The 12,910-nt window shown below is 71.1% G+C and carries 15 protein-coding genes, 1 pseudogene and 2 riboswitches; of the genes and pseudogenes, 10 read left to right on the top strand and 6 right to left on the bottom strand.

What is annotated here, in order from left to right; translation table 11 throughout:
* Positions 1 to 34 precede the first annotated feature (34 nt).
* Both Sdi02f_RS06525 and Sdi02f_RS36820 read left to right on the top strand, forming a co-directional pair.
* The gene (locus tag Sdi02f_RS06525; protein ID WP_108932867.1) at positions 35 to 301 is read left to right on the top strand and encodes an HPr family phosphocarrier protein; all 267 of its coding nucleotides are present in this window, start codon (positions 35 to 37) and stop codon (positions 299 to 301) included.
* Between the two features lie 130 nt (positions 302 to 431).
* Complete coding sequence (locus tag Sdi02f_RS36820; RefSeq protein ID WP_438363735.1) at positions 432 to 734, top strand: hypothetical protein; 303 nt, start codon at positions 432 to 434, stop codon at positions 732 to 734.
* A gap of 149 nt (positions 735 to 883) precedes the next feature.
* Here the strand turns inward: Sdi02f_RS36820 and Sdi02f_RS06515 are convergent, their stop codons facing one another.
* The 3 genes from Sdi02f_RS06515 to Sdi02f_RS06505 form a co-directional block, all read right to left on the bottom strand.
* The gene (locus Sdi02f_RS06515) at positions 884 to 1,126 is read right to left on the bottom strand and encodes a helix-turn-helix domain-containing protein (protein ID WP_053664013.1); all 243 of its coding nucleotides are present in this window, start codon (positions 1,124 to 1,126) and stop codon (positions 884 to 886) included.
* Positions 1,126 to 1,746, bottom strand: a complete 621-nt coding sequence (locus tag Sdi02f_RS06510; protein ID WP_108932940.1) for a DUF2975 domain-containing protein — start codon at positions 1,744 to 1,746, stop codon at positions 1,126 to 1,128. Before Sdi02f_RS06510 ends, Sdi02f_RS06515 begins: the two co-directional genes overlap by 1 nt.
* 326 nt (positions 1,747 to 2,072) lie before the next feature.
* Complete coding sequence (locus tag Sdi02f_RS06505; protein WP_245962143.1) at positions 2,073 to 2,726, bottom strand: hypothetical protein; 654 nt, start codon at positions 2,724 to 2,726, stop codon at positions 2,073 to 2,075.
* A gap of 253 nt (positions 2,727 to 2,979) precedes the next feature.
* Here Sdi02f_RS06505 and Sdi02f_RS35570 point away from each other — a divergent pair, with 253 nt between their 5' ends.
* From Sdi02f_RS35570 to Sdi02f_RS36975, 3 genes and pseudogenes are all read left to right on the top strand, one after another.
* Positions 2,980 to 3,162: a hypothetical protein gene (locus Sdi02f_RS35570; RefSeq protein ID WP_030401112.1), complete on the top strand. Its 183-nt coding sequence runs from the start codon at positions 2,980 to 2,982 to the stop codon at positions 3,160 to 3,162.
* A gap of 403 nt (positions 3,163 to 3,565) precedes the next feature.
* Positions 3,566 to 4,204 (top strand): NADPH-dependent F420 reductase, encoded by a 639-nt coding sequence (locus Sdi02f_RS06495; RefSeq protein WP_108932865.1) that lies wholly within the window; start codon positions 3,566 to 3,568, stop codon positions 4,202 to 4,204.
* A 121-nt stretch (positions 4,205 to 4,325) separates the two neighbouring features.
* Positions 4,326 to 4,590, top strand: a pseudogene (locus Sdi02f_RS36975) (hypothetical protein); the annotation flags it as partial.
* A gap of 49 nt (positions 4,591 to 4,639) precedes the next feature.
* On the opposite strand, the gene Sdi02f_RS06485 reads toward Sdi02f_RS36975, so the two are convergent.
* From Sdi02f_RS06485 to Sdi02f_RS06475, 3 genes are all read right to left on the bottom strand, one after another.
* Complete coding sequence (locus Sdi02f_RS06485) at positions 4,640 to 5,350, bottom strand: (2Fe-2S)-binding protein (protein ID WP_108932864.1); 711 nt, start codon at positions 5,348 to 5,350, stop codon at positions 4,640 to 4,642.
* 36 nt (positions 5,351 to 5,386) lie between these two features.
* On the bottom strand, positions 5,387 to 5,728 hold the full coding sequence (locus Sdi02f_RS06480) for a hypothetical protein (protein WP_108932863.1): 342 nt from the start codon (positions 5,726 to 5,728) through the stop codon (positions 5,387 to 5,389).
* 188 nt (positions 5,729 to 5,916) lie between these two features.
* A riboswitch (cobalamin riboswitch) is annotated at positions 5,917 to 6,040 on the bottom strand.
* A 71-nt stretch (positions 6,041 to 6,111) separates the two neighbouring features.
* Positions 6,112 to 7,092, bottom strand: coding sequence for a ferric reductase-like transmembrane domain-containing protein (locus Sdi02f_RS06475; RefSeq protein WP_030401116.1), 981 nt, complete (start codon positions 7,090 to 7,092; stop codon positions 6,112 to 6,114).
* 218 nt (positions 7,093 to 7,310) lie between these two features.
* Positions 7,311 to 7,542, top strand: a riboswitch (cobalamin riboswitch).
* Positions 7,543 to 7,735: 193 nt separating this feature from the next.
* On the opposite strand from Sdi02f_RS06475, the gene Sdi02f_RS06470 reads away from it, so the two are divergent.
* Genes Sdi02f_RS06470 through Sdi02f_RS06450 form a run of 5 tightly spaced genes read left to right on the top strand, consistent with a single transcriptional unit; the run spans position 7,736 to position 12,880 of the window.
* Positions 7,736 to 8,644, top strand: a complete 909-nt coding sequence (locus tag Sdi02f_RS06470) for a GHMP family kinase ATP-binding protein (protein ID WP_108932862.1) — start codon at positions 7,736 to 7,738, stop codon at positions 8,642 to 8,644.
* Positions 8,641 to 9,663, top strand: a complete 1,023-nt coding sequence (locus Sdi02f_RS06465; protein WP_108932861.1) for a cysteine synthase family protein — start codon at positions 8,641 to 8,643, stop codon at positions 9,661 to 9,663. The genes Sdi02f_RS06470 and Sdi02f_RS06465 overlap by 4 nt, the downstream gene beginning before the upstream one ends.
* Positions 9,660 to 10,901: an ATP-grasp domain-containing protein gene (locus Sdi02f_RS06460; RefSeq protein ID WP_031085036.1), complete on the top strand. Its 1,242-nt coding sequence runs from the start codon at positions 9,660 to 9,662 to the stop codon at positions 10,899 to 10,901. Before Sdi02f_RS06465 ends, Sdi02f_RS06460 begins: the two co-directional genes overlap by 4 nt.
* Positions 10,894 to 12,162 carry an MFS transporter gene (locus tag Sdi02f_RS06455; RefSeq protein WP_108932860.1) on the top strand — a complete coding sequence of 423 codons (1,269 nt, stop codon included), beginning with the start codon at positions 10,894 to 10,896 and terminating at the stop codon, positions 12,160 to 12,162. Before Sdi02f_RS06460 ends, Sdi02f_RS06455 begins: the two co-directional genes overlap by 8 nt.
* Positions 12,131 to 12,880 carry a class I SAM-dependent methyltransferase gene (locus tag Sdi02f_RS06450; protein ID WP_030401121.1) on the top strand — a complete coding sequence of 250 codons (750 nt, stop codon included), beginning with the start codon at positions 12,131 to 12,133 and terminating at the stop codon, positions 12,878 to 12,880. The genes Sdi02f_RS06455 and Sdi02f_RS06450 overlap by 32 nt, the downstream gene beginning before the upstream one ends.
* Positions 12,881 to 12,910: the final 30 nt, after the last annotated feature.

The raw sequence follows: 12,910 nt of genomic DNA, 5'->3' as shown, positions 1-12,910 counted from the left end.
CCCCCGAAACAGGCTCCCGAAAGGAACACCGCCCATGCCCAGCATCCAGGCCACCGTCGCCGCGGCCGAGGGTCTGCACGCCCGCCCCGCCTCCCTGTTCGTCCAGGAGGCCGCCCGCCAGCCGGTCAAGGTCACGGTCGGGCGGCCGGGCTCGGCGCCCGTCGACGCCCGCAGCCTCCTCGCCGTGATGACGCTGGGCGCCCGGCACGGCGAGACGCTCGAGCTCAGCGCGGAGGGAGACGAGGCGCTTGCGGCCCTGCACACCCTCGCCGCCCTCCTCGCAGCCGACCCCGTGCATTAGGCCCTCGCCGCCGGAGCGGGCCCCGGGTCGTGGCGAGTTGCCGGTGCCGGCGCTCTCACGCCTGGTGCACGGTCTTCACCGCCTGCATGCGGTCGCTGCCGGAAGCGTCGACGCCGCCCGGGTCGGACTCATGGGCGGCAGCTACGGGGGCTTCATGTCCTCCTGGCTGGTCACCCAGACACCCTCTTCACGGCGCGGTCCCCGTCTCCCCCGTCACCGACCGGTACAGCCAGTCCCTGACCGGCAAAGTCGGCAAGTGGGGCAACTCCTTCCTCAGAGCCGACCTCACCGAGCCGGAAGCGCCCGCCCGCACACGCCGCCCCGCACTCCGGGCTCACGGGGCGCGCACGCCCTGCCTGGTCGTCTCGTCCGTGCTCGGCGGACCGATCATGTCGGAGCACGGCCTCGGGAGCACGGTGTGGACGGACGATGACGAGCGCGGGATGCGTGAGAACCGTCCGACCGGTGGTCGTGTCCCGTCGCACTGCGGCCGGACACGACCATCGATCCGTCATGGAGCCGCGAGCCCCGATCGATTCCGTGGCCGGCCGCGACGTGCGCGACGGATCGACATCCCGCTGTTCAGGCTTGCGGACGGGGTCGGTCCTTGCGGATGCTGAGCAGGTCGCCGGGTTGGCAGTTCAGTTCGCGGCAGATCGCGGTGAGGGTGGAGAAGCGGATCGCCTTCGCCCTGTCGTTCTTGAGGATGGAGAGGTTGACCACTGTCACCCCGACCCTGGCCGCCAGTTCGGACAGGGTCATGCCGCGCTCGGCCAGCAGTCGGTCCAGGTGGACCTGAACCCGGTGCTCCTCTTCTGGAGGCATCAGACCAGCCCCTCCATATCAGCGCGCAGCTTGGTTCCGCGTCGGAAGACTTCCCCCAGCGCAAGGATGAGGAAGGCCAGTAGCACGTACTCGCCGGTGAAGGTGACCGAGAACGGAACCTGCTCGGCCATGGGGGTACCGCTCACCAGCATTCCTGTGGTGAGGGACGGCAGTACCGGGGCGAGGACGGCGTACACCAGCACCACGAGTCCTATGACGCTCAGGCGTCGCGCGTTCACGGGCACGAAGACGTCGCCGCCGCGCAGGGTCCGGGCCATCTTGAAAAGGAGGGCGAGGATGAGGAACAGGAGTAGGCCAGCGACGATTTCGGGCAGGGCCAGCAGCAGGCGCTGACCCAGGTCGGGGTCGGCGAAGACGAGATCCGCCTGGTGGGTGCCTGCGAGAGTCACATCGTGCCCCGCCACCGCATCAGTCACGATTTCCGGTACCTGGGTCGCCGTCGCGGCCTCAACCTCGCGGGTGTACGTCGGATCCATCAGACCGGCCACTCCGAGGGCCGGAAACAGTACCCCGAAGACGCCGACCACCAGAGCAGCCAGGCCCAGAGCTGCCTCCAGCAGCCGGCTGTCGGTCTGGCTCCACCAGGACTTGGCACCCATGTTTTCCCTCACCCACTGCATGTGTATCGTTTTTCGATACTATCGATAAACGATACGTCGCCTGTCAAGGAGATACCTGAACAGCGAGCCCGTTCACCTGAGAGTGCCGGCCGTGGCTGGGGCGAAGGCCCACTCGGGCTGTAGATCATCCGTCATCGGGCGATCTCGATGTTCGCGAGGACGAGCACGGCCCGCAGGAGCATGGTCGTGTGATGGCCTGCCACGAGCCGGTTGGCGGGTTCTGGGGTGGTCGTCCCGGGCCGACTCGTAGGTTCCTCAACGGGAGACACGGCCCTTCCGCACGGCCGCCCTTCCCCCCAGTCCGGTCACCGGGACGGGCGAGGCGCGCCGTACCAGCGCCAGCTCGTGCGACGCGGCCGCTCGGGGCTCCCGATGCGCCCGGTGGCCCACAACAGGGTGGACGAGGCGTCGTCGGTGAGGGGTACGTCGGGGAACAGCCGGACCAGGGCCCGGCGGCTCAAGTCATCCGGCGGGACTCCGTCGCGTTCGAGCCCCGACGCGATGTCGTACGTGTGGACAAGGGTCTCGGCGACTCCCATGGCCGCGAAGCCCTCCGGATCGGAAGCGCCGAAGACATGCGGGGCCAGCACATCGGGAGCAGTGCTGTCCACAACCGACGCGAGCAGACCACCGCACGCCTCGACAGCGGTGAGCAGCCCCTCAGGACCCGCCGCTGTGTCACCGAAAATGACGTTCACCGGCCCCGCGGCCCGGTCGCTGGACAAACGCAGAGGAACTCGGGGGACGTCCATGGGATTCTCAAGCCCGAACCGCAACGCGTAAGTGAGCAAGTCGTCCGCGAGGTGCTCCAAGCTCTCCCAGCACGTCCACTCCAGATCGCCGGCACGGGCACCCCACCGGGAGGACGGAACACCGGAAAGCGTCTTGACACAGTGCGCCACAGCCTCGCGCACATGCTTGCCGCCCACCAGCACATCTGCCATCTCAGAACCCGACATACGGGCAGGTTACTGGTAGTGCTTGGCCGACTCGGGACCGGCTGTGACATGCAGTGCTGCCGGGCCGGGCCGGGCCGACCGACGCCGATCCAGACCGGAGGATGGTCGCAGTCCGCCGGCGACCTCGCAGAGGCTCAGGCCGGCGCTGCCTTTACGTCCGGGCCCTGGATGCTGCCGATGCCGTGACCAAGCAATGTGCCCAGGAGCACCACGAAGCAGCGGTCGCGTCACTTCTGCTCCAGGCAAGATCCCTTTGAAGACGGACCCCGGGGACGGCAGCGTGAAGCCGTGCGGGATACAGGCGGCGAGACAGGGCCGCTTCGCGTACGGCTCGGAGAACGTCACCGCAGGTGACGTCTACGACCCCGAGGGCGTGTTCGACGACAACTTCGCCCTCACGCCCGCCGCGAACCACCCCGGAGGAAGCACCCCGTGAGCGACTACGGCCGCGAACTGTGGTTCGGCAGCTTCGTCACCCGCACCGCCCGCCCGCCTCAGGCGCCGGTCGAGCTGGCCCAGACCTCCAAGAGGGCCGGCCTCGACCTGGTCAGCCTCCAGGACCGGCTCGGCCATCGACGGCCGCCGCCGGTAGGCGTTCGCTCCTCTGGCCGAACACGGACCGGACAGGGCGACGCCGAGAGAGACGTCGCGACACGCTCGGACGCAAGGGTGACGCGCAGGCCTCCGGCGCTTACAAGCGGCGTCAGACCGGGCAGACATGCAGCTGCGGCAGGCAGCGACCGGACGGGCCGCGAGGGCCTTCGCCCGGCCTCCGCTCGCTTCCTGGACAGACAGCCGGGGCACTGCCGCTCACCCCAGCGCAATCGGAAGGCAGCCACTTGAAGATCAACATTGTGGGTCCCGGCAACATGGGCCGAGCCATCGCCGCCCGCGCACTCACCGGCGGCCACAGCGTGTGCCTCGTCCACCCCGACGCCGACCGCGGCCGAGCGGCAGCCGCCGAGCTCGAGCAGCGCTTCCCGGACGGCGAAACCGGCTCGGCCACTGCGGCGCAGGCGGCCGACATGACTGTGCTGGCCCTGCCCTACGACGCAACGCTGGAGGTCGCCGGGTCCGCCCGTGGCGCGCTGTCCGGACAGGTCGTGGTGGACATCTGCAATCCCGTCGACTTCGCCACCATGGACTCGCGCGTTACGCCCGCCGACACGTCGGCCGCCGAGCAGATCCAACAGGTCGTCGGCACGGACGCAAAGGTCGTCAAGGCGTTCAACACCACGTTCGCCGGACTGCTCACTACGGGTGAAGGCCACGGTTTCCCGCTCGACGTACTGATCGCCGGCGACGACTCCGCTGCCAAGGCCAAGGTCACGGAGCTCATCTCCTCCGGCGCGATGCGTCCCCTGGACGTCGGTCCACTGCGCCGCGCCCGAGAACTCGAGGCGTTGGGGTTCCTGCACATCTCCGTCCAGCAACCTCTGGAGCTGAACTGGCAGAGCGCCATCAAAATCCTCCCCTGACAGAGACGGACGGGTTGGTGCGCCAGGCCCTCCCCCCCCCCCCAGTCGGCGGCAGCCCGCACGAAGTGCTCGGACGGCCCGCAGGCTGGCGAAGGCCGTCAGTCGCGGCCGTAGATCGTGTCGCGAGGCCGGACCCGGCGTGTAGCACATCCACTCCCCGCGCGTGCCGATTGCCGCCGAGGCCGCGGAACTCCTGGGCACCGACCTCAAGGCCATCCCCGCCGAACGGCTTTGGGGCGACCCCGGCCGCGGCCGAAGACCCCGCGCCTGGTCCGGAACCCGCGTCTGACCCGAGACCCGGGCCTCGTTCGAGTATCTGGGGGGCCGCCGCCCGCACCGTCCGTGACGTGCTCTCCCGCTCCCGACCCCCGGCTCACCGGGCCTGACGCACCAATTTCGGGCCCCGTGAGCGGCGCAGCCCGGAACGGACGCACCTCATCGCGGGGCTCGGCGGGGCACACCCTGGGCCAGCCCGCAGTCACCGCACTTCGAGCCGTCCGGTGCGCGGTAGTAGAGGCAGCAGCTTCGGCGGCGGAACGCGAGGTCGGGGCCGGTGAGCACTCCGGTGCCCGCCAGGTGTCCGGTGTCCAGCAGCGCGGTCGTGAGGTCGGTGAGCGGTCGGCGTACGGCGGGCCGGAGTGCGAGCAGGGCGTGGGCCGCCCCGGCGAGCGCCGAGGCCGAGTTGCCGTCCAGCAGACGCGGGGCGACCTTGACGCGCAGTCCGTCGGCCAGTGCCGACAGGTGGCGTGTCACCTGCTGGTACACGGCGCGTGCGGGGTCGCCGTCGAGCCGGTCGGCGTACCAGCCGGCCGGGCGGGGCACCCGGAGGGCCGGTCCGTCGTCGGCCCGCTGCAGTCCCTCCAGGTCGGGGACGATCCCGTGCAGGACGACGCAGGCCAGGGCCGGTGACCAGAGGCGGGCGGCGTGACCGAGATGGGCGAGGGAGACGTCGATGCGCGGTTCCGGGGTGCGGTGGCGGCGGGCGACGGCTTCGGCGAGGTCGGTGAAACCAGCCGCGTAGGAGCGGGCGACCGGATGCCAGCCGTCGTCCCGGCCCCCGACCCGCAGGGCGAAGAAGCCGCCGAGGCCGGCCACGTCGTGCAGGGCGGCGGTGACGGACACGGTTGAGGCGCGGGCTTCGTGCACGCTTCCTGTCCTCCCTCCAGCTCTCCGTCCGTACGGTCAGGACGCCGTACGCCGTCGCGGCGGCGTGATGGCGTACAGGTCGAGGATGTCCGGCCGGGGCGCGGCGCCCGGGCCGCCGGCGCGTGCCCAGGCGGCGATGTCCTCGGTCGCGTCCGGGTCGTTGACCAGCCCGAGCCAGACGGGCCGGGCGCCCGCGGCGCGGCCTTCGGCGGAGGGCTGAACGACGATGACGTTGGCGTGGTCGCAGGCGTCGAGGCAGTCGGAGACGCGTACCGGTGCGGCGGCACGCAGGCGTTCGGTCTGAGATGCGTGGTCGACGCCGGTCACCTTGGGGCTGCCGCAGCAGCAGTCGCGGCACACGACGATGCGGCACGGCACGGGGCCGGTGACCGTCGCGGACCTCTCGTCGTCCGTCGTTGGTCCGGTCGGGTCCGTCGTAGGTCCGGTTGAGTCCGTCGTTGGTCCGGTCGGATCCGTCGTAGGTCCCGTCGGCGTTGCGGGCATGCGGTGCCGTCCCTCTCTCCGGGGAGATCCGCCCCGGTGGTCCGTCGAGGAGGCGACCGCGTGAGTCTCCTGGCTCTCGGGTCGATGCTCGTCCCGGCCTTCCCACCCGTTGCGGGGTAGTGGCCTGTCGGGACTCGCTCGCCGATCACAGTGGCGGGACCGCGCCGGATTCACACCGGCTTCCTCGTTCCGCCGTCGCCCTGTCGTCCGTCATCCTCCCATCCCGGTACGTCCTCCGGCCCGCCCGGTGCCGGCCGTCAGTCCGTCTCCTGGGCGTGCGGGGCCGTCGCGGGCGGATGGGTCGGCCGGTCCCGTCCGCCGTCGCGGCCGGACACCACCACGACGACCAGCCCGACGACAACGGCCCCGACCACGACCCGTCCCGCCACCCGCACCCACCACCCCGGCCGGGCCACACCCCCGCCGGGTGGACCCAGTCGTTCGGCCCGCCGGGCGGGCCGCAGCAGACGGACCAACAGGAGTACGGCGACCGGGAGTTGCAGCAGCCAGAGGACGGTGCGCGGCCACTCCCCGTACCAGACGTTGGTTCCGTAGAGCAGCGTGTGCCACACGCTCAGCACGTAGACGACGATCACGAACCGGTGGAGCCGTCGCCAGGTGTTCGCACCGATGCGGTGCCGGACGTAGAAGAGCAGCCCCAGCGGAATCGCCAGGTAGAGGGCCCCCTGGCCGATGGGGATGGCGATCCGGCCGGTTCCGGAGTCGTACCAGCCGGGCACGAAGCTGTCGGCGAAGGCCACCCAGAGCCGTTCCGCCCAGTCCACCTTGGTCTCGTAGCGTACGAGTTCCGCCGCGAACATCAGCGCGTGGGCGAACATCAGCGCCATGGTCGTCAGGCTCGTGGTGCGGTGCCAGCGCTCCAGCACCTGCCGGGAGACCGGCAGCCGGACGGGTCGCGGCCCCGACAACAGCAGGCCGAGCATGACCGTGCCCCACGCCCACAGCAGCCCGGACCAGCCGAACGCCTGGCTGAGCAAGTACATCCAATAGGTGCCGGCATCGTCCATGAACGGCATGACCGCGACGGTGTCCGAAGCACCCGACTCCATGCGCGCCCACAGGAGGGCGAACACGAGCGCGGTGACCACCACCGCCGCAGTGGCGTCGGGAAGGGCGGACCGCAGATCGCCGCGCAGAGCGACACGGTCCCCGGGAGGCCGTAGCCGTCCGGGCGGGGCCACTGCCCCGTCTTCGTCCGGCCTCGTGTCTGACGTCATCAGGGGCCTCCCGGTCACGGGTCACCGCAGCAGCAGCGGTGCTCATGTGGCGTCATGTGGCGTGGGGCAACAAGTCTGGCCGATGAGGGAGTGATCTCCAGAGGCCTTATCCGGCCAGAGCCGCCACGAGGACTGCACGGGGCACACCTGGTTTCTGCCGCCCCTCCACATTCAAGACAACAGCCGAAGCCCCACTGTCGCAGGGATGGACGCGCCTCTACGCTGATGCACGCAGTCGGTTCGCGCCTCCCGTCCGCCCGGACGCCGGCGGCGCGACGCAAGAGGGAACCCGGTGCGAATCCGGGGCTGTCCCGCAGCGGTGAGTGGGAACGAAAGCCGTCGATGTCACTGGGCCCGCGTCAGGGCCGGGGAAGAGACGGCCGGTAGGTGTCCGCCCTTTCGGCGGACGAGCCCGCGAGTCCGAAGACCTGCCACTGCGCCCGCGTTGCGCGCGGGCTGTGCACGTGACCTCGTGGACTGGGTCGGCGGTATGAGCGGTCGTACGTCGTGCGTGTGACCGCGCCTCCTTCCCTGTCGGTGTGCAAGGCCCGGTACGGAGGAGGATGCTGTGCGGGACCCAGCCGGTTCGCGTCGGCCCTACCGTCCTTGGGCCGACGTGTCGTCCGACGGACCGGGGCCGAGGATGCCCGGGCCCCGCGCGGGCGTTCTCCAGGGACCGGACGGGCCCGGCGGCACGGTGTCCGGTGTCTGCCACGGCACTCTCGGCGAGCTGTACCAAGGCCCGTTGCGAGCGGGCACCGATCCTGAGATCGCGGTGGTGTCCTTCCCCGTGGACCGTCACTCCTGGGTGTACTTCAGCCCGAGGACGACGGCCGGCCCGCCGCGTTCGCCGGCCCTGGGTGAGAAGTCGGCGACAGCGGCCCGGCTCTTCCTCGACCACTACCGCCTCGCCCTGCCCCCGGGCGACTGGCACACCCGCTCCGAACTGCCGGTGGGCGTGGGGATGTCCAGTTCCACGGCGGACATCGTGGCGACGCTGCGCTGTCTGTTCCGCGTCTTCTCCCTGCCGTACGAGACGGACGTGGTCCGCGGTGTCCTGGCGGACATCGAGCGCGCCGACAGCGTCTTCCTCGACGAGTTCGCCCTGTACCTCAGTGGCCGGCACCGGGTGGTGCGGCGGCTGGGCACGGACATCGGCTTCCACACCGCCTACGTCACGGAACCCGGCACGGTGGACACCGCCGCCGTCGCTCCCCTGCTGCTGGACCACTACCGGCGCCGCGGCGAGGAGTACCAGCGGTGCCTCACCGATCTGCTGAAGGGCTTCGACTCGGGTGACCCGGCCGCCGTCGCCCGGGCCGCGACGACCAGCGCCGCGTTGTCCCAGGAGGTGTTGCCCAAGGCGACCTTCGCCAGCCTGCGCGCCCATCGTGAGCGGTTCGGCGCCGACGGCGTCTTCGTCGCCCACACCGGCTGCCTGGCCGGCTATCTCTTCGCCTCGCGCCCAGGGGCCGGGGCCAAGTCCGAGCTCTCCGCGTTCTTCCACTCGCTCGGCCACCAGTGCACCTTCGCCCAAGGAGGCTACGGGTGATCCACCCCCACATCGCCGACGCCCTGAAAGTCCCGGACCTCGTCCGGCTCACCGACGGCCTGGTCCTGCTGCGGTTCGAGTCGATGAAGATCTACTCGGCCCTTGCCGCCGTCCGTCATCTGCTGGAGCGGGGCACGGTCCGTCCGGGTCAGACCCTGATCGACAGCTCCAGCGGCATCTACGCCTACGCCCTCGCCCTGGCCTGCCACCGGTACGGCATGCGGTGCCACATCGTCGCGTCCACCACCGTCGATGCCACCACCCTCGCCCAACTGGAGATCCTCGGCGCCACGGTGGAACAGGTGAGACCCTCGCGCACTCTCGAACTCGACCAGGAACTGAGGGTGCGGCGGGTGCGCGAGATACTCGCCGAGCATCCCGGGCACCACTGGATGCGCCAGTACCACGACGACGTCCACTACCTCGGCTACCAGGAAGTCGCCGACCGGATCACGGCGGAATTCCCGGCCGTACCGCTGACCGTCGTCGGCGGGGTGGGTTCCGGAGCCTCGACCGGAGGCATCGTGGAACGCCTGCGCGTCACCGACCCCTCGGTACGTCTGGTCGGCGTCCAGCCCTTCGGGAGCGTCACCTTCGGCAGCCAGGACCATCACGATCCCGAAGCGATCATCGCCGGCATCGGCTCATCGATCATCTTCGACAACGTCCGTCACCACCTCTACGACACCGTGCACTGGCTGGACTTCACCCACGCCATGTCCGGTGCGGTCAGCCTGCTGCGCGAACACGCGGTGTTCGCCGGGCTGTCCACCGGTGCCGGCTACCTGACGGCGACGTACGAGGCCCGTCGCCACCCCGACCGGCTGCACCTGGTGATAGGGGCCGACACCGGACACCGCTACGTGGAGCGCGTGTTCGCCCGGCACGCCGAGGCCCTGGACCCGGCCGCGCTGAAACCCCTCGAGGTCCGCACTCCGGAGGAGATGACCATGCCCTGGTCGAGGATGACGTGGCAGCGCACACCCTGTCCGGCCCCCTGGAAGGAGCGGGCGGCATGACCGTGGCCTGCCTGGAGTCACTGACCTTCGGCCTCGGCCATCTGGTCCGCGCCGCCGGCCGGCTCGGCGAGCGCCTGCTGCTCCTCACCCGGGACCCCGCCTACTACGCCTACGAGCTGGACCGGCTGCCCGACGACGCCCTCGACGTGGTCGTGACCGACACCTTCGACGTGGAACGAACCGCCGATCTGCTCCGGCGCGTCCCGGGGCTGCGCGGTCTGATCAGTTCCACCGACACCTGGACCCTGGCCGGCGCCGCCCTCACCGAACGCCTCGGCCTGCCCGGTCTCGATCCGGCCGTCCTGCGACTGACCCGGGACAAGGCCGCCGTCCGCAACAGACTGCACGACGCGGGCCTCACCCGCGGAAGGGCCGTCGACGTCGCCGAGCCGGACCGTGAGGCACGCGGGCTGCTGCTCAAGGAGGCGGGACTGCCGCTCGTACTCAAGGACACGGCGGGCACCGGGAGTCAGAACGTGTGGCTGGTCCGTGACACGGGCGAACTCGACGCGGCGCTGGCGGAGGCGTCCGGTCGGGACCTGAAGGGGCGGTTGTTCGCCGAGCCGTACTTCAGCGGTCCGGTGTACAGCGCCGAGACGCTCACCTGGGACGGTCGCACCAGGCTGCTGGGCGTCTCCAGTCGGCTCATGTCCCCGGAGCCGCACTTCCGGGAGGAGATCACCGCGTTCCCCGTCGCCTTCCCGGCCCCGCAGCGGACGTCGCTGGAGCGCCGGCTCGACCGGGTGCTCGCCGCCATCGGCTACACCGACCGGTTCGCCCACGTGGAGTTCGTGCTGACCGCCGACGGCCCGGAGGTGGTGGAGGTCAACCCCCGGATCGGGGGCGCCCTGGTCGGGGAGGGCATGTGCCGGGCGCTCGGCGTCAACGTCTACGAGGCGATGATCGAGGCCGCGCTCGGCCGCCGCCCCCGGCTCATGGAGGGGGACCTGCCCGGTGGTCCGGCCGTCGCCTTCGTCCTGGGCTATCCGGCCGCGCCCGGCGTCTTCTCCGGGGTCGCCGGGCTCGACCGGCTCACCGACATGCCGGGGACGCCCGCCTGGTACCCGGTCAAGCAGGCCGGTGACCTCATCGAGCATCTGGAGGACAGCCGCGGCTACGCGGGCATCGTGTACGCCGAGGCGGAGACCGCCGAACTCGCCACCCACCGCGCGGTGGCCGCCGCGGGCGCCCTGCGGGTACTCACCGACCCGGCCGGCCGGGAGGCGCCCGGTGGGTGAGCGAACCACCCGAGGAGCGAGTCTGCGGGCCTCGCTGCTCCCGCTCACCGGCCCGCTGCGGTTCCTCCTGCTCAGCTCGTTCCTCATTCCGCTCGGCAGCTTCATGGTCCTGCCGTTCATGTCGGTGTTCCTGCACGAACGGCTCGGGATGGGGCTCGGCACGGTCGGCGTCGTCCTGGCCGTGGCGTCGCTCGTGCAGTTCTCCGGCGGCATCGTCGGCGGAGCCCTCGCGGACCGGATCGGGCTGCGCCGCACGATGCTGTGGGCCCTGGTCGTACGCACCGCCGGTTTCGCCGGGCTCCTGCTGGCCCTGCGCTGGCCGCCCCTCGCGATCTGGGCGCTGGTCCTGACGTGCTGCGGTGCCGCGCTCTACCTGCCCGCGAACAAGGCGTACCTGGTGCACGGCGTCGACGACGAGCGCCGCCCGGCGTTCCTGTCGGCGGGCAACGCGGCACTCAACGCGGGCATGGCCGTGGGCCCGTTGATCGCCGGACCGTTCGTCCTGTCGTCGCCCGGCTGGCTGTTCGCGGCCGTCACGGCGCTGTTCCTCGCGGTCACGGCGGGACACGCACGGCTGCCGGGGACCCCCGCGGAACTCCCCACCGGATCACAGGAGACGGTTTCCTCGGGTCTCCTGGCCGGCGTGGCACTCCTGCCGTTCGCCGCCAACGCCCTGGCCTTCTACCTCTACTTCCACTTCCAGCACTTCCTGGCGGTGTACGCCGTCGAGCGCGCCTCCAGCGCGTTCTACAGCGTGGTGCTGCTGCTCTGCTTCACGCTGGTCATCGTCGTACAGCCACTGGCGTCCGGCCTGATCCGGCGCATGCCGTACGCCCTCGCCCTGGCGATCGGCTTCGCAGGCCTGGCGGCGGGCCTGGCCGTACTGGCGGCCGGTACCCGGGCAGCACTGCTGACGGGCGGCGCGCTGATCACCCTGGGCGACATCGTGCTGTTCCTGAAGAACGACCTGGAGGCGCTGCGCCGCAGCCCCCGCTCCGACGCCGTGGTCTTCGGCCAGCAGCGGCTGGCGGCGGGCCTGGGCGCCTGCGCGAGCGGCGTGCTGGGCGGGCAGGTGTACGGCCTCGGCGAACGGGCCGGGCACACCGGCTGGTTCTGGCTGCTGGCCGCCGCCCAGTGTCTGCTGCTTCCCCCGCTTCTGCTCACGCTGCGCCGTCGCACGGCGCGGCGCCCTGTCCCCGACGGCGACCACGAAGGAGCACTGACGCGCGATGACACGGACGGGCGGATTCCAGGACGATGACTTCTGGACCGAGTTCCACGACTTCCTCTTCTCCGAGCAGCGCCACGAGCAGGCCGAGGAGCTGCTGGACACCTCTCCCCTACTGGCCTTCCCGCAGGGGTCGCGCGTGCTGGACCTGTGCTGCGGGCCGGGAGTGTTCACCGTGCCGCTCGCCCGCCGCGGCCACCGCGTGACCGGAGTGGACCTGAGCCCGGCCATGCTGGACCGGGCACGCAAGCGGTCGGCCGACGCCGGTGCCGAGGTGACGTACGTGCGGGCCGACGCCCGCGAGTACGAGGCACCGGGCGGCTTCGACGTCGTCCTCAACATGTTCACCTCCTTCGGGTACTTCGAGGATCCCGCAGACAACGCGCGTGCACTGCGCACCATGTACGCCTGTCTGGCGCCCGGCGGCACGCTCGTCCTGGACCTCGCCGGGAAGGAGCTTCTGGCCCGCAGGGTCACCCCGCCCAAGGTCGTGCGGCGGGGCGACGACCTGATGGTGCAGACCGACACCGTGCTGGACGAGTGGGCGCGGCTGCGCAGCGAGTGGGTGCTGGTCCGGGGCGAGCGGGTGACGCGGGCCACCTTGACGTGGTTCGTGTACAGCGCGGTGGAGCTGCGGCGGATGGCCGAGGAGGCCGGATTCGGCCGCGTGGAGGTCTTCGGCGGGTTCGACGGACGCCCCTACGACGAGAACGCCGAGCGGCTCGTCCTCCGGGCGGTCCGCGAAGCGTGAGGAAGGCGGGGCGTGCGGCCGGGTCCGCAC

The sequence above is a fragment of the Streptomyces ardesiacus genome (assembly GCF_003112575.1).
GTDB lineage: Bacteria > Actinomycetota > Actinomycetes > Streptomycetales > Streptomycetaceae > Streptomyces > Streptomyces ardesiacus.
This window is presented reverse-complemented; position numbering and strand designations above follow the sequence as displayed.